Source organism: Streptomyces griseoruber, from assembly GCF_001514205.1.
GTDB lineage: Bacteria > Actinomycetota > Actinomycetes > Streptomycetales > Streptomycetaceae > Streptomyces > Streptomyces griseoruber.
This window is the reverse complement of the sequence record NZ_KQ948780.1, coordinates 122,933-143,511: the sequence shown is the minus strand read 5'-3', so window position 1 is coordinate 143,511 and position 20,579 is coordinate 122,933. Positions and strand designations below refer to the sequence as shown.

19 protein-coding genes are annotated in these 20,579 nt (G+C 71.0%); 1 reads left to right on the top strand and 18 read right to left on the bottom strand.

Features of this window, described 5'->3' with window-relative positions:
• Positions 1-142: 142 nt before the first annotated feature.
• The 8 genes from pyrF to pyrR all read right to left on the bottom strand — a co-directional run bounded on the left by pyrF (position 143) and on the right by pyrR (position 10,129).
• Positions 143-985 carry an orotidine-5'-phosphate decarboxylase gene (gene pyrF, locus AQJ64_RS35990; RefSeq protein WP_055634997.1) on the bottom strand — a complete coding sequence of 281 codons (843 nt, stop codon included), beginning with the start codon at positions 983-985 and terminating at the stop codon, positions 143-145.
• Complete coding sequence (locus AQJ64_RS35985) at positions 982-2,088, bottom strand: quinone-dependent dihydroorotate dehydrogenase (protein WP_055634996.1); 1,107 nt, start codon at positions 2,086-2,088, stop codon at positions 982-984. Before AQJ64_RS35985 ends, pyrF begins: the two co-directional genes overlap by 4 nt.
• Before the next feature lie 77 nt (positions 2,089-2,165).
• Positions 2,166-5,474 carry a carbamoyl-phosphate synthase large subunit gene (gene carB, locus AQJ64_RS35980; protein ID WP_055634995.1) on the bottom strand — a complete coding sequence of 1,103 codons (3,309 nt, stop codon included), beginning with the start codon at positions 5,472-5,474 and terminating at the stop codon, positions 2,166-2,168.
• On the bottom strand, positions 5,467-6,618 hold the full coding sequence (gene carA, locus AQJ64_RS35975; RefSeq protein ID WP_055634994.1) for a glutamine-hydrolyzing carbamoyl-phosphate synthase small subunit: 1,152 nt from the start codon (positions 6,616-6,618) through the stop codon (positions 5,467-5,469). Before carA ends, carB begins: the two co-directional genes overlap by 8 nt.
• Positions 6,615-7,205: a PH-like domain-containing protein gene (locus AQJ64_RS35970; RefSeq protein ID WP_055634993.1), complete on the bottom strand. Its 591-nt coding sequence runs from the start codon at positions 7,203-7,205 to the stop codon at positions 6,615-6,617. Before AQJ64_RS35970 ends, carA begins: the two co-directional genes overlap by 4 nt.
• A complete protein-coding gene (locus AQJ64_RS35965; RefSeq protein WP_055634992.1) occupies positions 7,202-8,488 on the bottom strand; it encodes a dihydroorotase in 1,287 nt (428 codons plus the stop codon). The genes AQJ64_RS35970 and AQJ64_RS35965 overlap by 4 nt, the downstream gene beginning before the upstream one ends.
• A 6-nt stretch (positions 8,489-8,494) precedes the next feature.
• A complete protein-coding gene (locus AQJ64_RS35960; RefSeq protein ID WP_055634991.1) occupies positions 8,495-9,475 on the bottom strand; it encodes an aspartate carbamoyltransferase catalytic subunit in 981 nt (326 codons plus the stop codon).
• Between the two features lie 87 nt (positions 9,476-9,562).
• Positions 9,563-10,129 (bottom strand): bifunctional pyr operon transcriptional regulator/uracil phosphoribosyltransferase PyrR, encoded by a 567-nt coding sequence (pyrR, locus tag AQJ64_RS35955; RefSeq protein WP_055634990.1) that lies wholly within the window; start codon positions 10,127-10,129, stop codon positions 9,563-9,565.
• A 253-nt stretch (positions 10,130-10,382) separates the two neighbouring features.
• Between pyrR and bldD the strand changes: the two genes are divergently transcribed.
• Positions 10,383-10,883 (top strand): transcriptional regulator BldD, encoded by a 501-nt coding sequence (gene bldD / locus AQJ64_RS35950; protein ID WP_009313753.1) that lies wholly within the window; start codon positions 10,383-10,385, stop codon positions 10,881-10,883.
• A 196-nt stretch (positions 10,884-11,079) separates the two neighbouring features.
• Here bldD and nusB read toward each other — a convergent pair whose 3' ends face one another.
• The 10 genes from nusB to ruvX form a co-directional block, all read right to left on the bottom strand.
• On the bottom strand, positions 11,080-11,514 hold the full coding sequence (gene nusB, locus AQJ64_RS35945; RefSeq protein WP_055634989.1) for a transcription antitermination factor NusB: 435 nt from the start codon (positions 11,512-11,514) through the stop codon (positions 11,080-11,082).
• 2 nt (positions 11,515-11,516) lie between these two features.
• Entirely contained in the window at positions 11,517-12,083 is a 567-nt protein-coding gene (efp, locus tag AQJ64_RS35940) for an elongation factor P (protein ID WP_055634988.1), read from the bottom strand.
• 52 nt (positions 12,084-12,135) lie between these two features.
• Positions 12,136-13,248: an aminopeptidase P family protein gene (locus AQJ64_RS35935; RefSeq protein WP_055634987.1), complete on the bottom strand. Its 1,113-nt coding sequence runs from the start codon at positions 13,246-13,248 to the stop codon at positions 12,136-12,138.
• 85 nt (positions 13,249-13,333) lie between these two features.
• Positions 13,334-14,242: a Pro-rich N-terminal domain-containing protein gene (locus AQJ64_RS35930; RefSeq protein ID WP_079062140.1), complete on the bottom strand. Its 909-nt coding sequence runs from the start codon at positions 14,240-14,242 to the stop codon at positions 13,334-13,336.
• Positions 14,243-14,409: 167 nt separating this feature from the next.
• The gene (gene aroB, locus AQJ64_RS35925; RefSeq protein WP_055637039.1) at positions 14,410-15,507 is read right to left on the bottom strand and encodes a 3-dehydroquinate synthase; all 1,098 of its coding nucleotides are present in this window, start codon (positions 15,505-15,507) and stop codon (positions 14,410-14,412) included.
• Positions 15,504-16,019 (bottom strand): shikimate kinase, encoded by a 516-nt coding sequence (locus tag AQJ64_RS35920; RefSeq protein ID WP_055637038.1) that lies wholly within the window; start codon positions 16,017-16,019, stop codon positions 15,504-15,506. Before AQJ64_RS35920 ends, aroB begins: the two co-directional genes overlap by 4 nt.
• Positions 16,016-17,200, bottom strand: coding sequence for a chorismate synthase (gene aroC, locus AQJ64_RS35915; RefSeq protein WP_059203327.1), 1,185 nt, complete (start codon positions 17,198-17,200; stop codon positions 16,016-16,018). Before aroC ends, AQJ64_RS35920 begins: the two co-directional genes overlap by 4 nt.
• A gap of 178 nt (positions 17,201-17,378) precedes the next feature.
• Positions 17,379-18,233 (bottom strand): shikimate dehydrogenase, encoded by an 855-nt coding sequence (locus AQJ64_RS35910; RefSeq protein ID WP_059203326.1) that lies wholly within the window; start codon positions 18,231-18,233, stop codon positions 17,379-17,381.
• On the bottom strand, positions 18,214-19,986 hold the full coding sequence (gene mltG, locus AQJ64_RS35905; protein WP_079062139.1) for an endolytic transglycosylase MltG: 1,773 nt from the start codon (positions 19,984-19,986) through the stop codon (positions 18,214-18,216). Before mltG ends, AQJ64_RS35910 begins: the two co-directional genes overlap by 20 nt.
• Before the next feature lie 124 nt (positions 19,987-20,110).
• On the bottom strand, positions 20,111-20,575 hold the full coding sequence (gene ruvX / locus AQJ64_RS35900) for a Holliday junction resolvase RuvX (protein ID WP_059203324.1): 465 nt from the start codon (positions 20,573-20,575) through the stop codon (positions 20,111-20,113).
• Positions 20,576-20,579: the final 4 nt, after the last annotated feature.

Sequence of the window (20,579 nt, the reverse complement as noted above, 5' to 3'; positions counted from 1 at the left end):
AGCGAGAACAGAGGAAAAGTCCTGGTCAGCCTCTGTCAGGACGGGATATTTCAGACATAGTGCCCCGGATTTGAGGATGTATCCAGCCTCAAATCGGCCACGAAGCACTCATCGGAGGTTTGAAACGCCCTCGGACCCGCCCTCAGGAGGACTCCAACGTGACGCGGATCTCGTCCGCGAAGCGGTCCGCGGCGTCACGCAGCGCGGTCACGTCGGGACCGTGGCGCAACACTCCCCGGCTGACGTTCGGCACGACATTGCGCAGCACGCTCCCGAACACCCCCGGAAGATCGGCCGGAGTCGCCCCCTGGGCACCCACGCCGGGTGCCAGCAGCGGACCGTTGATGTCGAGGTCGTAGGACGAGAGGTCGCCCAGGGTCGCCCCGACGACCGCCCCGAAGGAGCCCAGGGGCTCCTCGCCCGCGTTCTCGGCGGTCAGGTGCGCCAGCACGGTCGCGCCGACGTCCCGGCCGTCGGCGCGCACCGCGTGCTGCACCTCGCCGCCCTCCGGGTTGGAGGTCAGCGCCAGGACGAACAGCCCGGCGCCGTTCTCCCGGGCCAGCGCGACGGCCGGGCTGAGCGAGCCGTAGCCGAGGTACGGGGAGACGGTCAGCGCGTCGGAGAACAGGGGCGCGTCCTTGTGCAGGAAGGACTCGGCGTAGGCGGCCATGGTCGAGCCGATGTCCCCCCGCTTGGCGTCCATGACCACCAGGGCTCCGGCGGCCCGCGCCTCCTGGACCGACTTCTCCAGGGCGGCGACCCCGCGCGAGCCGAACCGCTCGAAGAACGCGCTCTGCGGCTTCAGCACCGCGACCCGGCCGGCCACCGCCTCGACGACCGTGCGGCTGAACCGCTCCAGACCCGCCACGTCGTCGTTCAGACCCCACTCGACCAGCAGGGAGCGGTGCGGGTCGATCCCCACGCACAGGGGGCCGCGCTCGTCCATCGCCCGGCGCAGGCGCGCGCCGAAGGGCTCGAGGGTCATGCCGTCTTCCTCACGTCGGCGCCGACCGCGTCGGCGAGGGTGGCGTACGGGCTGCTGCGCAGCCGCGCGGCGAGCCCCTTGTGGATCGCGCGGCCCCAGAAGGGACCCTCGTAGACGAAGGCGCTGTAGCCCTGGACGAGCGTGGCGCCGGCCAGGATGCGCTGCCAGGCGTCCTCGGCGTTCTCGACGCCGCCGACGCCCACCAGGGTGATCCGGTCGCCCACGCGCGCGTAGAGCCGCCTGAGCACCTCCAGGGAGCGGGCCTTGAGCGGGGCCCCGGAGAGTCCGCCGGCCTCCTGGACCAGCGCGGGGTCGGACCGCAGACCGAGTCCCTCGCGCGCGATGGTCGTGTTGGTGGCGATGATCCCGTCCAGCCCCAGCTCCACCGCGAGGTCGGCGACCGCGTCCACGTCCTCGTCGGCGAGGTCCGGAGCGATCTTCACCAGCAGCGGGACGCGCCGCGAGGCGACCGTACGGTCGGCGGCCTCGCGCACGGCGCTCAGCAGCGGGCGCAGCGCCTCCGTGGCCTGGAGGTTGCGCAGCCCGGGGGTGTTGGGCGACGACACGTTGACGACCAGGTAGTCGGCGTACGGGGCGAGCCGCTCGGTCGACTTCACGTAGTCGCCGACGGCCTCCTCCTCGGGGACGACCTTGGTCTTGCCGATGTTGACGCCCACGACCGTCCGGAAGACGGGCGTACGGGACGCCAGGCGCGCGGCGACGGCGAGCGAGCCCTCGTTGTTGAAGCCCATGCGGTTGATGAGCGCGCGGTCCTTCACGAGCCGGAAGAGCCGTTTCTTGGGGTTGCCCGGCTGTGCCTCCCCGGTGACCGTGCCGATCTCGACGTGGTCGAAGCCCAGCATCGACATGCCGTCGATCGCGACGGCGTTCTTGTCGAAGCCCGCGGCGAGCCCGAAGGGGCCGTGCATGCGCAGTCCGAACGCCTCGGTGCGCAGCTCCTGGTGGCGGGGCGCGAGGGCGGCGGCCACGAAGGTGCGCAGCACGGGGATGCGGACGGCGAGGCGGATCCAGCGGAAGGCCAGGTGGTGCGCCTGCTCGGGGTCCATCCGCTGGAACACGAGATTGAAGAAGATCTTGTACATGGTTCCCTCATGAAGAGCCCTCATGAAGAGCGCTCATGAATGAGGGGGACACCGTTTCCGGTGTCCCCCCAGGGCTGCTAGTCGCGGGCCGCGGTCAGGTGTTCCGCGTGTTCCTGGAGCGAGCGGACGCCCACGTCGCCGTGGTTGAGCGCGTCGATGCCCTGGACGGCCGCGGCGAGCGCCTGGACCGTCGTCAGGCACGGCACGGACCGGGCCACGGCCGCCGTACGGATCTCGTAGCCGTCGAGGCGGCCGCCGGTGCCGTACGGGGTGTTGACGATGAGGTCGACCTCGCCGTCGTGGATGAGCTGGACGATGGTCTTCTCGCCGTTCGGGCCGGTGCCCTCGGACTGCTTGCGCACGACCGTGGCGTTGATGCCGTTGCGCTTGAGGACCTCGGCGGTGCCGGAGGTGGCGAGCAGCTCGAAGCCGTGGCCGACCAGCTCGCGCGCGGGGAAGATCATCGAGCGCTTGTCGCGGTTGGCGACCGAGATGAACGCGCGGCCCTTGGTCGGCAGCGGGCCGTAGGCGCCGGCCTGCGACTTGGCGTACGCCGTGCCGAAGACGGAGTCGATGCCCATGACCTCGCCGGTGGAGCGCATCTCCGGGCCGAGGACGGTGTCCACGCCGCGGCCGGAGGTGTCGCGGAAGCGGGTCCACGGCATCACGGCCTCCTTGACGGAGATCGGCGCGTCCAGCGGCAGCTCGCCGCCGTCGCCGGTGGCCGGGAGGAGCCCCTCGGCGCGCAGCTCGGCGATGGTCGCGCCGAGCGAGATCCGGGCGGCGGCCTTCGCGAGCGGCACCGCGGTCGCCTTCGAGGTGAAGGGGACGGTGCGGGACGCGCGCGGGTTGGCCTCCAGGACGTAGAGGATGTCGCCGGCCATCGCGAACTGGATGTTGATCAGGCCGCGCACGCCGACACCGCGGGCGATGGCCTCGGTGGAGGCCCGCAGGCGCTTGATGTCGAAGCCGCCGAGGGTGATCGGGGGCAGGGCGCACGCCGAGTCGCCGGAGTGGATGCCGGCCTCCTCGATGTGCTCCATGACGCCGCCGAGGTACAGCTCGGTGCCGTCGTAGAGCGCGTCGACGTCGATCTCGATGGCGTCGTCGAGGAAGCGGTCGACCAGGACCGGCCGGGTGGGGCTGATCTCGGTCGACTCGGCGATGTAGGAGGACAGCCGGGTCTCGTCGTAGACGATCTCCATGCCGCGGCCGCCGAGGACGTACGACGGCCGGACGAGGACCGGGTAGCCGATCTCGTCGGCGATGGCCTTGGCCTCGGCGAAGGTGGTGGCGGTGCCGTGCTTGGGGGCCGGCAGGCCCGCCTCGGCGAGCACCCGTCCGAAGGCGCCCCGGTCCTCGGCCGCGTGGATGGCCTCGGGCGGGGTGCCGACGATCGGCACGCCGTTGTCCTTCAGTGCCTGCGCGAGACCCAGCGGGGTCTGGCCGCCGAGCTGGACGACGACACCGGCGATCGGTCCGGCCTGCGCCTCCGCGTGGACGATCTCCAGCACGTCCTCCAGCGTCAGCGGCTCGAAGTAGAGCCGGTCGGAGGTGTCGTAGTCGGTGGAGACGGTCTCCGGGTTGCAGTTGACCATGACGGTCTCGAACCCGGCGTCGGACAGCGCGAAGGACGCGTGGACGCAGGAGTAGTCGAACTCGATGCCCTGGCCGATGCGGTTCGGGCCGGAGCCCAGGATGATCACCGCGGGCTTCTCGCGCCGCGCGACCTCGGTCTCCTCGTCGTAGGAGGAGTAGAAGTACGGGGTCTTCGCGGCGAACTCGGCGGCGCAGGTGTCGACCGTCTTGTAGACCGGGCGGACGCCCAGCGCGTGCCGCACCTCGCGGACGACGTCCTCGCGCAGACCGCGGATCTCGCCGATCTGCTGGTCGGAGAAGCCGTGCCGCTTGGCCTCGGCGAGCAGGTCGGCGTCCAGGCGGTCGGCGGCGGCCAGCTCGTCGGCGATCTCCTTGATGAGGAAGAGCTGGTCGACGAACCAGGGGTCGATCTTCGTGTACGCGAAGACCTCCTCCGGCGTGGCGCCCGCGCGGATGGCCTGCATGACGGTGTTGATCCGGCCGTCGGTGGGACGCACGGCCTCACGCAGCAGCTCGCCCTTGTCTCCGGGTTCGCCGACGAAGGTGAACTGACTGCCCTTCTTCTCCAGCGAGCGCAGCGCCTTCTGGAAGGCCTCGGTGAAGTTGCGGCCGATGGCCATGGCCTCGCCGACCGACTTCATGGTGGTGGTCAGCGTGGAGTCGGCCTGCGGGAACTTCTCGAAGGCGAACCGCGGGGCCTTGACGACCACGTAGTCGAGCGTGGGCTCGAAGGAGGCCGGGGTCTCCTGCGTGATGTCGTTGGGGATCTCGTCGAGGGTGTAGCCGACGGCGAGCTTGGCGGCGATCTTGGCGATCGGGAAACCGGTCGCCTTGGAGGCGAGCGCGGAGGACCGCGACACGCGCGGGTTCATCTCGATGACGATGACCCGGCCGTCCTCGGGGTTCACCGCGAACTGGATGTTGCAGCCGCCGGTGTCCACGCCGACCTCGCGGATCACGGCGATACCGATGTCGCGCAGGATCTGGTACTCGCGGTCGGTGAGCGTCATCGCGGGCGCGACGGTGATCGAGTCGCCGGTGTGCACGCCCATGGGGTCGAAGTTCTCGATGGAGCAGACGACCACGACGTTGTCGTGCTTGTCGCGCATCAGCTCCAGCTCGTACTCCTTCCAGCCGAGGATGGACTCCTCCAGGAGCACCTCGGTGGTCGGCGAGAGCGTGAGGCCCTGCCCGGCGATGCGGCGCAGCTCCTCCTCGTCGTGGGCGAAGCCGGAGCCGGCGCCGCCCATGGTGAAGGACGGGCGCACGACGACCGGGTAGCCGCCGAGGGTGTCCACGCCCGCGACGACCTCGTCCATGGTGTGGCAGATGACCGAGCGGGCGGACTCGCCGTGCCCGATCTTGCGGCGGACCTCCTCCACGACCTCCTTGAACAGGTCGCGGTCCTCGCCCTTGTGGATGGCCTCCACGTTGGCGCCGATCAGCTCGACGCCGTACTTCTCCAGGACGCCGTTCTCGTGCAGCGAGATGGCGGTGTTGAGGGCCGTCTGGCCGCCCAGGGTGGGCAGGAGGGCGTCGGGGCGCTCCTTGGCGATGATCTTCTCGACGAACTCGGGGGTGATCGGTTCGACGTAGGTGGCGTCGGCGATCTCCGGGTCGGTCATGATCGTCGCCGGGTTGGAGTTCACCAGGACGACCCTGAGGCCCTCGGCGCGCAGGATGCGGCACGCCTGGGTGCCGGAGTAGTCGAACTCGGCGGCCTGGCCGATGACGATCGGGCCGGAGCCGATGACCAGGACGGACTGGATATCGGTGCGCTTAGGCACGCTGGCCCTCCATCAGGGATACGAAGCGGTCGAACAGGTAGGCGGCGTCGTGCGGGCCGGCTGCCGCTTCGGGGTGGTACTGGACGGAGAAGCCCGGCTGGTCGAGCAGCTGGAGCCCCTCCACGACGTCGTCGTTCAGGCAGACGTGGGACACCTGGGCGCGGCCGAAGGGCGTCTCGCTGACCTTGTCGAGCGGCGCGTCGACCGCGAAGCCGTGGTTGTGCGCGGTGACCTCGACCTTGCCGGTCGTACGGTCCTGGACCGGCTGGTTGATGCCGCGGTGGCCGTACTTCAGCTTGTAGGTGCCGAAGCCGAGGGCGCGGCCGAGGATCTGGTTGCCGAAGCAGATGCCGAAGAGCGGCGTCCCGCGCTCCAGGACGGCGGTCATCAGGGCGACGGGACCGTCGGCGGTGGCGGGGTCGCCGGGGCCGTTGGAGAAGAAGACCCCGTCGGGGCCGACGGCGTAGACGTCGTCCTCGGTGGCCGTGGCCGGGAGCACGTGCACCTCGATGCCGCGCTCGGCCATGCGGTGCGGGGTCATGCCCTTGATGCCGAGGTCGATCGCGGCGACGGTGAACTTCTTCTCGCCGATCGCGGGGACGACGTACGCCTCCTTGGTGGCGACCTCCTCGAAGAGGCTGGCGCCCTTCATGTGCGGCTGGGCCTGCACGCGCGCGAGGAGCTCGGTCTCCGCGCCGACGGCCTCGCCGGAGAAGATGCCGGCCCGCATGGAGCCGCGCTCGCGCAGATGGCGGGTGAGGGCGCGGGTGTCGATGCCGGAGATCCCGACGATGTCCTGGGCGACCAGCTCGTCGTCGAGGGAGCGCTTGGCGCGCCAGTTGGACGGCACCCGCGCGGGGTCGCGGACGACGTAGCCGGAGACCCAGATGCGGCTCGACTCGTCGTCCTCGTCGTTCCAGCCGGTGTTGCCGATCTGGGGGGCGGTCGCGACCACGATCTGGCGGTCGTACGACGGGTCGGTGAGGGTCTCCTGGTAGCCGGTCATGCCGGTGGAGAACACCGCTTCGCCGAAGGTCTCCCCCACGGCCCCGTAGGCACGGCCGCGGAAGATCCGGCCGTCCTCCAGGACGAGTACGGCGGGAAGCCTCTTCTCAGAAGGGATTCCCCTGGTGGAGGTCGTCATCGTTCGGCGCCTTCCGTCGTGTTGTTCTTGATCATGGAGTTGATGGCTTCGACCCACTCGGTGTGCTCGGCCGCGTGGTCGGAGCGGAAACCGGAGTCGATCAGCTTGTCGCCGTGCTGCCAGGTCACCACCAGCAGTCCGCCCTCGGTGAGGACCTTGCCGGCGATGCCCTTGCCGAGCAGGGCCTCGCGCAGTGCTCCGGCGGGGACGAAGAAGTCGGTCGCGCCGGGGCGTACGACGTCCAGGCCCGCGTCCGTGAGCGTCAGCTCGACGCGGCTGCGGGTGCCCAGGCCGTGCGCCACGATGCGGTCGAGCCACTGCCCCGCGGTGGTGGAGCCGTGGTAGCGGCCGCTCATCGTCAGTCTCGCCGCGCCGGGCTCGTCCGGCGCGGTGGGAAGCTCCGGGAGGTCGCCCTGGAGGGTGCCCCGCCACTTCCAGCCCTCACGCATCAGCCAGTAGACGAGCGCGACGAAGAGTCCGAGGCCGACCACCCAGCCGATGCGCGCGGCCCAGTCGGTCACCTGGGCCGATTCCTTCTCGGCCGCGAGGGCCGTGAGGGCCGGCAGCAGGGGTGCTGAAGATGTCACGTGAGCTTCCCGTCGACGAGCGTGGCCTTGCCCCGGAGCCACGTGTGCGTGACACGGCCCGGCAGCTCACGCCCCTCGTACGGAGTGTTGCGGCTGCGCGAGGCGAAGCCCGCGGGGTCCACGGACCCACGGTATGCCGTGTCGACGAGCGTGAGGTTGGCGGGCTCACCTGCCGAGACGGGGCGCCCGTGGCCCTTGGCCCGGCCGATCCGCGCGGGCTTGGCGGACATGCGGTCGGCGACCCCGGCCCAGTCCAGCAGGCCCGTCTCCACCATGGTCTCCTGGACCACCGACAACGCGGTCTCCAGGCCGACCATGCCCATGGCGGCCGCGGCCCACTCGCAGTCCTTGTCCTCGTGCGGGTGCGGGGCGTGGTCGGTGGCGACGATGTCGATCGTGCCGTCGGCGAGCGCCTCGCGCAGGGCCCGCACATCACGCTCGGTGCGCAGCGGCGGGTTGACCTTGTAGACGGGGTTGTACGACCGCACCAGCTCGTCGGTGAGGAGCAGGTGGTGCGGGGTGACCTCGGCGGTGACGTCGATGCCGCGGGACTTGGCCCAGCGGACGATCTCGACCGAGCCGGCGGTCGACAGGTGGCAGATGTGGACGCGGGAGCCGACGTGCTCGGCGAGCAGGACGTCCCGGGCGATGATCGATTCCTCGGCCACCGCGGGCCAGCCGCCGAGGCCCAGCTCGGCGGAGACGACGCCCTCGTTCATCTGGGCGCCCTCGGTGAGCCGCGGCTCCTGCGCGTGCTGGGCGACGACCCCGCCGAAGGCCTTCACGTACTCCAGGGCGCGCCGCATGATCACCGCGTCGTCGACGCACTTGCCGTCGTCGGAGAAGACGGTGACCCCGGCGGCCGACTCGTGCATGGCGCCCAGTTCGGCGAGCTTCCTGCCCTCCAGGCCGACGGTGACGGCGCCGATGGGCTGCACATCGCAGTAGCCGTGCTCCTGGCCGAGCCGGTAGACCTGCTCGACGACACCGGCCGTGTCGGCCACGGGGAAGGTGTTGGCCATGGCGAACACGGCGGTGTAGCCGCCGGAGGCCGCCGCGCGCGTGCCGGTCAGCACGGTCTCGGAGTCCTCGCGGCCCGGCTCGCGCAGATGGGTGTGCAGGTCGACCAGGCCGGGCAGCAGCACCTTGCCGGCGGCCTCGACGACCTCGGCGCCCTCGGCGCTCAGGCCGGTGCCCACCTCGGCGATCACGGCGCCGTCGATCAGGACGTCCTGCGGCTCGCCGCCGAGCACCTTCGCACCACGGATCAGGATCTTGCTCATGGGTTCCTACTTCTCCTCGGTGGTACGGGCGTGGCTGACGGCGGGTTCGTTGCCGCCCAGGAGCAGATAGAGGACGGCCATCCGGATCGACACGCCGTTGGCGACCTGCTCGACGACGGTGCAGCGGTCGGAGTCGGCGACCTCGGCGGTGATCTCCATGCCGCGGACCATCGGGCCGGGGTGCATCACGATGGCGTGCTCGGGCATCCGCGCCATGCGGTCGCCGTCGAGGCCGTAGCGCCGCGAGTACTCGCGCTCGGTCGGGAAGAAGGCGGCGTTCATGCGCTCGCGCTGGACGCGGAGCATCATCACGGCGTCGGACTTGGGCAGGACGCTGTCGAGGTCGTACGACACCTCGCAGGGCCAGTGCTCGACGCCGACCGGCACCAGGGTGGGCGGGGCGACCAGGGTGACCTCGGCGCCGAGGGTGTGCAGCAGGTCGACGTTGGAGCGGGCGACCCGGCTGTGCAGGACGTCACCGACGAGGGTGATCCGCTTGCCGGCGAGGTCCTGGCCGAGCCCGGCGTCCCGGCCGATCAGCCGGCGGCGCATGGTGAAGGCGTCGAGCAGGGCCTGGGTGGGGTGCTGGTGGGTGCCGTCGCCCGCGTTGACGACGGCCGCGTCGATCCAGCCGGAGGTGGCGAGGCGGTACGGGGCCCCGGAGGCACCGTGCCGGATGACGACGGCGTCGACGCCCATGGCCTCCAGGGTCTGGGCGGTGTCCTTCAGGGACTCGCCCTTGGACACGCTGGAGCCCTTGGCGGAGAAGTTGATGACGTCCGCGGAGAGGCGCTTCTCGGCGGCCTCGAACGAGATACGCGTGCGGGTGGAGTCCTCGAAGAAGAGGTTGACGATCGTGCGGCCGCGCAGGGTCGGCAGTTTCTTGATGGGCCGGTCGGCCACCCGGGCCATCTCCTCGGCGGTGTCGAGGATCAGGACGGCGTCGTCGCGGGTGAGGTCGGCGGCCGAGATGAGATGACGCTGCATCTGTCAGGCTCCGTAAGGCAGTTCAAGCTTTTTCGGGAGATTCCGGGCAGGCGGGGGCAGGCCGGGGCGGCGTGCGGGGTCCGTCTGCTACTGGGTCTGCTTCACACCGAGCAGCACGGTGTCCCGACCGTCCTCCTCGGCGAGCTGGACCTTGACCGTCTCCCGCAGCGACGTGGGGAGGTTCTTGCCGACGTAGTCGGCGCGGATGGGCAGTTCGCGGTGGCCGCGGTCGACGAGGACCGCGAGCTGGACCGCGCGCGGGCGCCCGATGTCGTTCAGGGCGTCGAGGGCGGCGCGGATCGTGCGGCCGGAGAAGAGCACGTCGTCGACGAGGACGACCAGCTTGCCGTCGATGCCGTCACCGGGGATCTCGGTGCGGGCCAGCGCACGCGGGGGGTGCATGCGCAGGTCGTCGCGGTACATGGTGATGTCGAGCGAGCCGACCGGGATCTTGCGGTCGGTGATCTGCTCGAGCTTGGCGGCGAGCCGCTGGGCGAGGAACACGCCGCGGGTCGGGATGCCGAGGAGCACCACGTCGTCGGCGCCCTTGGCGCGTTCGACGATCTCGTGGGCGATACGGGTCAGCACCCGCGCGATGTCGGGGCCTTCCAGAACGGGCCGCGCATCGGAGGTGTGGGAGTCGAGCTTGTCCATACGAAACGGACCTCCTTCTCCGCCTCACGGGACGGATCTTAAAGGACGTCGGGTTTGCGCCATCCACGGTAGCAGCCCGCCGGGACGGCCCTGATCACCCCCTTGGAGTAATCGGCCATCGATACCACGGAAGAGTCGGTGTGGACCATTCGGCTTGACGCAGAAGAATCACGCTGCGTAACCTCACAATGAGTTACCAGCCGCGCGGTACGGAACCCAAGCCGGCCGCGTCGACCCAGTGCCGGGGAGCTATATGTCCAGCGAATACGCCAAACAGCTCGGGGCCAAGCTCCGGGCGATCCGCACCCAGCAGGGCCTTTCCCTCCACGGTGTCGAGGAGAAGTCCCAGGGACGCTGGAAGGCGGTCGTGGTCGGCTCGTACGAGCGCGGCGACCGCGCCGTGACCGTGCAGCGCCTCGCCGAGCTGGCGGACTTCTACGGCGTCCCCGTGCAGGAGCTGCTGCCCGGCACCACCCCGGGCGGGGCGGCCGAGCCGCCGCCGAAGCTGGTCCTGGACCTGGAGCGACTGGCGCATGTGCCGGTCGAGAAGGCGGGCCCCCTGCAGCGCTACGCGGCGACGATCCAGTCCCAGCGCGGTGACTACAACGGCAAGGTGCTGTCGATCCGCCAGGACGACCTGCGCACCCTCGCCGTCATCTACGACCAGTCGCCCTCGGTCCTGACCGAGCAGCTGATCAGCTGGGGCGTGCTGGACGCGGACGCGCGTCGCGCGGTCTCCCACGAGGAGAGCTGAGCCGCTCCGCGGCTGAGCAGAAACGTACCGTCGGGGTGGCCTGAACCAAGTGGTTCGGGCCACCCCGACGGCGTTCCGGGGGCCGGTGAGGCGGCGGGGGGCACCCGGATGTGCCGGAGGGCCCGCAGCGGTGATGCTGCGGGCCCTCCGGCGTCTGTGTCGTCAACCCGGTACCGCGCCGTACGGCTCGTACCGCTCAGGACCCCTCACGGCGGAGCGACGGCTTGAGCTCCTTCAGCCGGGCGAGCAGGCCGTTGACGAACGACGGGGAGTCGTCCGTGGAGAACTCCTTCGCCAGCTGCACCATCTCGTCGATGACGACGGCGTCCGGGGTCTCGTCGACCCAGATCAGCTCGTAGGCGCCGAGCCGCAGGATGTTGCGGTCGACGACCGGCATCCGGTCGAGCGTCCAGCCGACGGAGTACTGCGCGATCAGCTCGTCGATCCGCGTCACGTGGTCCGCGTAGCCCTCGACCAGCTGCATCGTGTACTCGCTCACCGGCGGCTGCCGGGTGTCGGCCCGGGAGTGCCGGACCCAGTCCGCGAGGACCGTGAGGACGTCGGCTCCGCGCTGGTCGCCCTCGAAGAGGATCTGGAAGGCGCGCTTGCGGGCCGTGTTGCGAGCAGCCACGGTTAGCTGTTCACCCGGCCGAGGTAGTCGCTGCTGCGGGTGTCGACCTTGATCTTCTCACCGGTGGTGATGAAGAGCGGGACCTGGATCTGGTGACCGGTCTCCAGGGTGGCGGGCTTGGTGCCACCGGTGGAGCGGTCGCCCTGGAGGCCGGGCTCGGTCTCGGCGACGGTCAGCTCGACGGCGGCCGGCAGCTCGACGAAGAGCACCTCGCCCTCGTGCCGGGCGACGGTGGCCTCGAAGCCCTCGACCAGGAAGTTCGCGGCGTCACCGACGGTCTTGCGGTCGATGTGCAGCTGGTCGTAGGTCTCCATGTCCATGAAGACGAAGTACTCGCCGTCCATGTACGAGAACTGCATGTCGCTCTTGTCGACAGTGGCCGTCTCGACCTTGACGCCGGCGTTGAAGGTCTTGTCGACCACCTTGCCGGACAGCACGTTCTTGAGCTTGGTGCGCACGAAGGCCGGGCCCTTGCCGGGCTTGACGTGCTGGAACTCGACGACGGACCAGAGCTGGCCGCCTTCGAGCTTGAGCACCAGGCCGTTCTTGAGGTCGTTCGTGGAAGCCACGGTTGCGGAATCTCCTGGACTGACGTACGACCCCGGGGTCACGCGCTCCTACCTACAGCGCGAGCAGCTCCTTGGTCGTGATGGTGAGTAGCTCGGGTCCGCCGTCCGCCTCGGGGCGTACGACGAGCGTGTCATCGATCCGGACACCGCCCCGGCCCGGGAGGTGGACCCCCGGTTCGACGGTGACCGGCACGCAAGCGTCCAGTTTACCCATGGCCGCGGGAGTCAACTGCGGGTCCTCGTCGATTTCGAGTCCGACCCCGTGCCCGGTGAGCGCCGGGAGGCCCGCGGCGTACCCCGCGGAGTCCAGTAGCTGGCGGGCGGCGCGGTCCACGTCACGGTAGGCGGCGCCGGGCGCCAGGGACTCGCGCCCGGCGCGCTGGGCTGCGAAGACGAGGTCGTACAGCTCGATCTGCCAGTCGGCGGGGGACGTACCGATGACGAACGTACGGCCGATCTCGCAGCGGTAGCCGCGGTAGGTGGCGCCGAGGCAGACCGAGAGGAAGTCGCCCTCCTCGACGCGCCGGTCCGTGGGGCGGTGGCCGGGCCGGCCGGAGTTCGGGCCGGTGGCCACCGAGGTGGGGAAGGCGGGGCCGTCGGCGCCGTGGTCGACGAGCCGTCGCTCGAGTTCCAGGGCGAGGTGACGTTCGGTACGGCCGACGAGGATGGACTCCAGCAGCTCGCCGAGGGCCTGGTCGGCGATCTCGGCGCCGACGCGGAGACAGGAGATCTCCTCCTCGTCCTTGACGACGCGGAGCTGTTCGACGGCGCTCGCGAGGTCCGCGAGGCGCAGGCGGGGCGCGACCGAGCGCAGGGCGCGGTGGCGGGCCACCGTGAGGTGGTGCTCCTCGACCGCGAGGGAGTCGCCGCCCTCCGCCGTGAGGATGTCCGCGGCGGCGACGGCGGGGTCGCCCCCCGCGTGGGGCAGGGCGTGCGTCCTGAGCTGTTCGTCGGGGCGGCCCTCGCCGGGACGGTCCTCGGGCGGGCCCGGGCAGACGAGGACGTCCTCCTCCTCACGTCTGCCCAGGAGCAGGACGGCCGCCTTGGGGGCGGCGCCTGCGAGGTACCTCACATTGGCCGGACGGGAGATGAGCGCGGCTGTGCTGCCGCCGGCGTTGCAGCGGTCCCTCAGTCGCTTGCGGCGTGACGCGTACACCTCTGACATGAGTCGAGCGTATGAGGGGTGGGGGGATTGTGCCGGTTGGGAGGGGCCGAGTGGGGTGCGTGGAAAAACCCGGTGGTCCCCGGGGTCACCACTTCGGCGGGCTGGCGATCGCTCTCGACAGGACGTCGTCCAGGACCTTCGCCGTCGACGGGACGTCGAGTTGGGAGTTGTCGATGATCGGGAGGCCGGAGCCATACCAGCCGGCCATGCGGCCGTGGATCCGGGCGACCTCCTCGTCGGTGAGGCGGCGGTTGCCGGAGCGCTGGGCGTTGCGTTCCAGGACGACCTCCAGGCCGGGGAGGAGGACGACCGGGAGGAGGCCGGGGCCGACGTGGCGCTTCCAGCCGCCGAGGCCGACGACCGGGCGGTCGGGGAAGATCGCGTCGTCGAGGATGCAGGAGATGCCGTTGGCGAGGAAGTTGCGGGCGGCGAAGCCACAGGTGCGGCGGGCCAGGCGGTACTGGGCCTCGGAGTGGTCGTTCCAGCCGCGCTGCGGGTCGGCGAAGCCCGAGCGGACCCATTCGCGGACGTCGTCGAGGCTGACGTGGGCGGTGGGCACCCGGCGGTGGTCGGCCCAGAACTTGGCGACGCTGGTCTTTCCGGCGCCCGCGGGCCCGATGAGCAGCACCGCGACGGTGGTGATCGCGAGGTCCGGTCCGGGTGCGGTGGGCGGGACCGTGGGCATGGCCACGGGGCCGCCGGGCGGCAGCGGGACATGGCCGGTGACGTCGGTGCCGTGCGGGGCGGGGGCGTGCTGCGGGGCCGGGGGCGGTGGCACGGGCGGTACGGGGGGCCGGGGCGCGGGCGGGACGGGCCCGGAGGGAGGAGGGGCGCCGAGGTAGCCCGGCTGGTGGTGGGGGGCGCCGCCCGGCTGGTGCGGGGGGCTGCCCGGCCGGTGCGGGCCCGGGTGTTGTGCGGCCGGTGACCAGCCGTCGGCCGGACCGTGCCCCGGCTGGTGGGGCGGCGGCAGCGGAGAACCCACTGCGTGCTGCATCCGGTGCCACTCCGTCTCGTACAGGCAATGGGCGCTGGCTGCGGGGGTGGGGCCCCCGTTTTCGATTCTGAACGGTACCGCCCCCGGCCGTCGTTTGGTGAACGGCCGGGGGCGGTCCGAAGTGCCCGGCGTGGAAGGTGAATCGGGCGGAAGGGATCCCTCGGGACCTACTGGCCGACTTCGCCGTAGGCGGCGAGGAGGACGGCCGGGTCGGGGCCCTCCAGGACGGTCGGCTTGGCGAGCCCGTCGAGGACGATGAAGCGCAGCAGGTCGCCCCGCGACTTCTTGTCGACCTTCATGGTCTCCAGCAGCTTGGGCCACTGGTCGTGGCGGTAGTGGAGGGGGAGGCCGACGGACTCCAGGATCGAGCGGTGGCGGTCGGCCGTCGCGTCGTCCAACCGGCCCGCGAGGCGGCCCAGTTCGGCGGCGAAGTGCATGCCGACGGACACGGCCGCGCCGTGCCGCCACTTGTAGCGCTCGTTCTTCTCGATGGCGTGCGCGAGGGTGTGGCCGTAGTTGAGGATCTCCCGCAGACCCGACTCCTTGAGGTCGGAGGAGACCACGTCCGCCTTGACCTTGATGGAGCGTTCGATCAGCTCCGCGGTGTGCGGACCGGCCGGGGTGCGGGCGGCCTCGGGGTCGGACTCGATGAGGTCGAGGATCGCCGGGTCGGCGATGAAGCCGGCCTTGATGATCTCCGCGAGCCCCGAGACGTAGTCGTTGACCGGGAGGGAGTCCAGCGCGGCCAGGTCGCACAGGACGCCGGCCGGCGGGTGGAAGGCGCCGACGAGGTTCTTGCCCTCGGCGGTGTTGATGCCGGTCTTGCCGCCCACGGCCGCGTCCACCATGGCGAGCACGGTGGTCGGTACGGCGATCCAGCGCACCCCGCGCAGCCAGGTGGCGGCCACGAACCCGGCGAGGTCCGTGGTGGCGCCGCCGCCGACGCCCACGACGACGTCGGTACGGGTGAAGCCGGACTGGCCGAGCGCCTTCCAGCAGTACGCGGCGACCTCGGCGGTCTTGGCCTCCTCCGCGTTGGGCACCTGGATGGCGACGGCGTCGTAGCCCTGCCCGGCCAGGTCGGCGCGGAGCGCGTCGCCGGTCTCGGCGAGGGCCTCGGGGTGGATCACGGCGACCCGCTTGGCCTTGGGGCCGATCAGTCCGGCGAGTTCACCGAGGAGCTGACGGCCCACCAGGACCTCGTACGGCTCGGAGCCCGCGCTGCCGCCGACCCGGATCCGGGTCACCGCCTCACTGCTGCTCATGCTTCCTTCAACTCCAGTGCGTCCAGGGCGGCTTGGGTGACCTCTTCGGGCGTACGGCCGTCCGTGGCCACCACGGCGGTGGCGACCTCCTCGTACAGGCCGCGGCGGGCCTCCATCAGCTCGCGCCACTGCTTGCGCGGGTTGACGGCGAGCAGCGGGCGGGCCGCGTTGAGGCCGGTGCGCTGGACGGCCTCCTCGACGTCCATCGACAGATAGACCACGCGCTGGTCCGCGAGCAGGGCGCGGCTGTCCTCGTCGAGGATCGAGCCGCCGCCGAGCGCCAGGACGCCCCCGTGCTCGGCGAGCGCGCGGCGCACGGCCCGCTTCTCGATCGCGCGGAACGTCTCCTCGCCCTCGTCGACGAAGATCTCCGCGATGCTGCGGCCCTGCTCGGCGACGATGTCGTCGTCGGTGTCCCGGAAGCCGGCGCCGAGCCGCTCCGCGAGCAGCTGCCCGACGGTGGACTTGCCGACGCCCATCGGGCCGACCAGGACGACCAGGGGCCCGCTCATCGGATGTGGAGGTGGTCGAGGTAGGACCGGACGTTGCGGCGGGTCTCGGGGACGCTGTCGCCGCCGAACTTCTCCGCGACCGCGTCCGCCAGGACGAGGGCCACCATCGCCTCGGCGACGATGCCGGCCGCGGGGACCGCGCACACGTCGGAGCGCTGGTGGTGGGCCTGGGCCTGCTCGCCGGTGGTCACGTCGACCGTGCGCAGGGCGCGCGGGACGGTCGCGATCGGCTTCATCGCGGCACGCACGCGCAGCAGCTCGCCGGTGGTCAGACCGCCCTCGGTGCCGCCGGAGCGGCCGGAGGAGCGCCGGATGCCCTCGGGGGTGGTGAGGATCTCGTCGTGGGCCTTGGAGCCGGGCACGCGCGCGAGGCCGAAGCCGTCGCCGACCTCGACGCCCTTGATGGCCTGGATGCCCATCAGAGCGGCGGCGAGCCGGGCGTCGAGGCGGCGGTCCCAGTGCACGTGCGAGCCGAGGCCGACGGGGACGTCGTACGCCAGGACCTCGACGACGCCGCCGAGGGTGTCGCCGTCCTTGTGGGCCTGGTCGATCTCCGCGACCATCGCCTTCGAGGCGTCGGCGTCGAGGCAGCGCACCGGGTCGGCGTCCAGCTTCTCGACGTCGGCGGGGGTCGGGTGGACGCCGTACGGGGCCTTGGCCGCCGCCAGCTCCACCACGTGGGAGACGATCTCGATGCCGGCCGTCTCCTTGAGGTACGAGCGGGCCACGGCGCCGAGGGCCACACGGGCGGCGGTCTCGCGGGCGGAGGCGCGCTCCAGGATCGGGCGGGCCTCGTCGAAGCCGTACTTCTGCATGCCCGCGAGGTCGGCGTGGCCGGGGCGGGGGCGGGTCAGCGGGGCGTTGCGGGCGAGGCCGGCGAGGATCTCGGGGTCGACCGGGTCGGCCGACATGACCTGATCCCACTTGGGCCACTCGGTGTTGCCCACCATGATCGCGATCGGGGAGCCGAGGGTCAGGCCGTGCCGGACGCCGCCGAGGAAGGTGACCTCGTCGCGCTCGAACTTCATCCGCGCGCCGCGTCCGTAGCCGAGCCGCCGCCGCGCGAGATGGTCGGCCACCATCTCCGTGGTGATCGGCACGCCGGCGGGAAGGCCCTCCAGCGTCGCGACAAGTGCGGGACCGTGGGACTCCCCCGCGGTCAGCCAACGCAGCCTGCTCAACGATGCTCCTCAGTGCTCGCGCCCTGGTACTGCCCTACGCGCGTCCTCGCGTACGTCCTCGGTCCGGCCGGGTGCGCGGCTCCGGCCAGCCACCTCGATCCTCCCACGTCCGCGGCACGGATCGGGCTCCCGGTCCATTGGGCGGACGAAACGGCTCAGGGCCGCGCGCCGGCCGCTTTCACGGCTGAGCCGCCTGCCGGGAGGCCAGCGCGTGTTCGCCCGCCTTGCGCATCGCCTCCAGCGGTGCCGGGGTGATGCCGGTCATCTGTTCCACCTGGAGCACGGCCTGGTGGACGAGGAGGTCGAGGCCGCTGACGACGGCGCCGCCGAACATGGACCAGCGGGCGGCCAGCTCGGTCGGCCAGGGCTCGTAGAGCACGTCGAAGAGGGTGGCGGGCCGCTCGGGCACCGAGGCCGCCAGGGCGTCCGTCGTCCCGGCCGGGGTGGTGGCGATCACGAGCGGGAAGCGCAGGGCGTCGGCCGCCTCGGACCAGTCGGCGATGCGGACCTCGACGTCGAGGCGCTCGCCCCACTGCCGCATCTCGTCGGCGCGGGCCGCGCTGCGGACGTAGGCCACGATCTCGCCGGAGCAGACCCGGGCCAGGGCGGCGAGCGCGGAGGACGCGGTGGCGCCGGCGCCGAGGACCGCGGCCGAGTCGACCTGCTCGACGCCGTGCTCGCGCAGGGCGGCGACCATGCCGGGGATGTCGGTGTTGTCGCCGACGCGGCGGCCGTCCTCGGTGAACACCAGGGTGTTGACCGCGTCCACGGAGGCGGCCGTCTCGCTGATCTCGTCGAGCAGCGGGATCACGGCACGCTTGAGCGGCATGGTCAGGGACAGCCCGGCCCACTCCCCGCCGAGCCCGTCGACGAAGCCGGGCAGGGCGGCCTCGTCGATCTCGAAGCGGTCGTACGTCCATGCGGTGAGCTCGAGCGCCTCGTAGGCGGCGCGGTGCAGCACCGGGGAGAGGGAGTGGGCGATGGGGCTGCCGAGGACGGCGGCCCGATGGGCGTCAGTTGCCCGTGCTCTCATCGAACTTGTCCTTGAGCTTCAGGAAATCTGCGTGCGTCCTGGCGAATTCGGTCTTGCTCACCCCGTCGGTCGCCACGAAGTAGTACCACCCGTCGTCGGTCGGTTTCAGCATCGCCTTGATGGCGACATCGCCGGGATTGCCGATCGGGCCGGGCGGCAGGCCCTTGTTGGTGTAGGTGTTGTACGGGTCCTTGTTGCTGTTGATCTCCGACTCGCTGATATTGATCTTGCTTTCGCTCTTCAGGTAGTTGAAGGTCGAGTCGAACTGCAGGAATCCGTATGTCTCCGGGTTCGCGCGGTCGAGGCGGTTGTAGATCACCTCCGCCATCTTGCGGTAGTCGTCCTCGGTCTTGCCCTCGGCCTGGACCAGGCTCGCGACGGTGACCATCTGGAGCGGGCTGTCCAGCTTGAACGCCTTGGCCTTGGCCTCCAGGTCGTACGACGCGTACTTCTTCGTCGCGCTGGCCACCATCGCCTTCAGCACCGCCTCGGGCTTCATGCCCTTGGCCGCGGGATAGGTGCCCGGGAAGAGGAAGCCCTCCAGGGGGTCCTTTATGTTGCTGTTGTCGTTCGCCCACTTGGGCAGTCCGAGGGTCTTCCAGTCCTTCTCGGCGACCTTGCGGGTGGTGCCCGCGGAGAGGTCGAGTTTCTGGTCGATGACCGTGTAGACCTGCACATTGCGCTGGCCGGGCGTGACCAGCACGTTGGCCTGACTGTCCCCGTCGAGCATCATCTCGACGGCGGCCTTCGCGGACATCTCCTTCTTCAGAATGTACGCGCCCGCCTGGATCTTTTTCGCGTTGGGATTGTTCGTGGCCGCGGAGACGAAGGCGTCGACGCTCTTGACGACCCCGGCCTCCTTCAGCAGCCGGCCGATCCCCGCGCCGACGGTCCCGTCGGGTACCTGGACACTGACCGTCTGGCTCGTACCGTTGCCCGAATAGTCGGGGGGTGCGCCGTAACGATTCTTGTAGAAGTTGTAGCCGAAATAGCCGACGCCGCCGACACCGCCGGCGAACACCAGAACGACCACCAGGCAGGCGCAGCCGTTGCGGCTCTTCTTCTTGCCCTTGCCCGGCTTGCCCGCCTTGACGTCCTTGCCGCCGCGCCCCCTGCGGCCCCCGCGGCCGTCGGGATCGTCGTCGTCCTCGTCGTCGTCGGCGCCCCCGCCCGCGAAGAACGCGTGCTCGCCCTGGTCGGGTCCGGGGTCCCAGTCGGTTTTCTGTTCGGCCTCCGCCTCGGGTTCCGGCTCCGGTTCGGTGACCCGCCGGGCCGGGGGCTCCGGCGGCGGGTACGCGTCGGGGGTGCCGTAGAAGTCGGGCTGTTCGGCGCCGTACGCGGCGGGCTGCTGCCCGTACGGGTCACCGGGGTCGGCGGCGTACGGCACATGGGCGTGGGTGCCGGTGCCGTCCCAGCCGCCCTCCTGGTACCCCTCGTGGTAGTTCTGCTGGCCCTGGGAGCCGTACTGCTGCTGGTCATGGGGCTGCTGGTACTGCTGAGGGTCGTAGGGCTGCTGCGGGTACTGCTGCTGACCGTACGGGTGCTGGTCGTACTGCTGCGCCTGTCCGTTGCCCCAGTCGCCGTATCCCGGCTGCTGCGGCTGCTGCGGGTAGTGGTGGTGCTGCGGCTGGCCGCCGTAGGCAGGCTGATGGCCCTGGTGGGCCTGCTGCTGCCCGTCCCATCCGCCGTCCCCGTACAACGGGTCCTCGGGATGCCACGGTTCGGAGCCTGGGCCCCGGCCATACTCAGTCATCGATCCCCTAGAGCCGCGAGGCGGCGATCACGCGGCCTTCCCAGGTCCGTCACCGTTCCGCCTCTCTCTGTGCGGCGGCTGTTCGAACACCTACCGCATCGCGCGGAACGTTACCGTATCGCGATCAGATGACCACTTCGACGCCCTCGCCCGGTGCTTTACCTGACACCCGTTCGGATTCCAGGGCCTGCTGAAGGATGATCACAGCGGCTGCCTGGTCGATCACCGACCGGCCCTTCTTCGCCTTCACCCCGGAGGCGCGCAGTCCCTGACTGGCCGTCACGGTCGTCATCCGCTCGTCCACCAGGCGTACGGGCACGGGCGCGATGCGCTGGGCGAGCTCCTGTGCGAAGCCGCGAACCTTTACCGCGGCCGGGCCCTCGCCCCCCTTGAGGGAGCGAGGAAGACCGACGACGACCTCGATCGGCTCGTACTCCTCGACGAGTTGCCCGAGCCGTCGGTGAGCCGCCGGGATGTCCCGGCCGGGGACCGTCTCCACCGGGGTGGCGAGGATCCCGTCGGGGTCGCACGAGGCGACCCCGATCCGGGCGTCCCCGACATCGATCGCGAGTCGACGGCCCCTGCGCACGGTC

Bases quoted from the DNA above. Each gene is read 5' to 3' on its own strand.
- mltG (WP_079062139.1), bottom strand. From the start codon at position 19,986: ATGACTGAGTATGGCCGGGGCCCAGGCTCCGAACCGTGGCATCCCGAG.
- bldD (WP_009313753.1), top strand. From the start codon at position 10,383: ATGTCCAGCGAATACGCCAAACAGCTCGGGGCCAAGCTCCGGGCGATC.
- carA (WP_055634994.1), bottom strand. From the start codon at position 6,618: ATGACGACCTCCACCAGGGGAATCCCTTCTGAGAAGAGGCTTCCCGCC.
- AQJ64_RS35910 (WP_059203326.1), bottom strand. From the start codon at position 18,233: ATGAGAGCACGGGCAACTGACGCCCATCGGGCCGCCGTCCTCGGCAGC.
- AQJ64_RS35930 (WP_079062140.1), bottom strand. From the start codon at position 14,242: ATGCAGCACGCAGTGGGTTCTCCGCTGCCGCCGCCCCACCAGCCGGGG.
- AQJ64_RS35965 (WP_055634992.1), bottom strand. From the start codon at position 8,488: ATGAGCAAGATCCTGATCCGTGGTGCGAAGGTGCTCGGCGGCGAGCCG.
- AQJ64_RS35960 (WP_055634991.1), bottom strand. From the start codon at position 9,475: ATGCAGCGTCATCTCATCTCGGCCGCCGACCTCACCCGCGACGACGCC.
- AQJ64_RS35935 (WP_055634987.1), bottom strand. From the start codon at position 13,248: ATGTCAGAGGTGTACGCGTCACGCCGCAAGCGACTGAGGGACCGCTGC.
- AQJ64_RS35985 (WP_055634996.1), bottom strand. From the start codon at position 2,088: ATGTACAAGATCTTCTTCAATCTCGTGTTCCAGCGGATGGACCCCGAG.
- aroB (WP_055637039.1), bottom strand. From the start codon at position 15,507: ATGAGCAGCAGTGAGGCGGTGACCCGGATCCGGGTCGGCGGCAGCGCG.
- pyrF (WP_055634997.1), bottom strand. From the start codon at position 985: ATGACCCTCGAGCCCTTCGGCGCGCGCCTGCGCCGGGCGATGGACGAG.
- AQJ64_RS35920 (WP_055637038.1), bottom strand. From the start codon at position 16,019: ATGAGCGGGCCCCTGGTCGTCCTGGTCGGCCCGATGGGCGTCGGCAAG.
- pyrR (WP_055634990.1), bottom strand. From the start codon at position 10,129: ATGGACAAGCTCGACTCCCACACCTCCGATGCGCGGCCCGTTCTGGAA.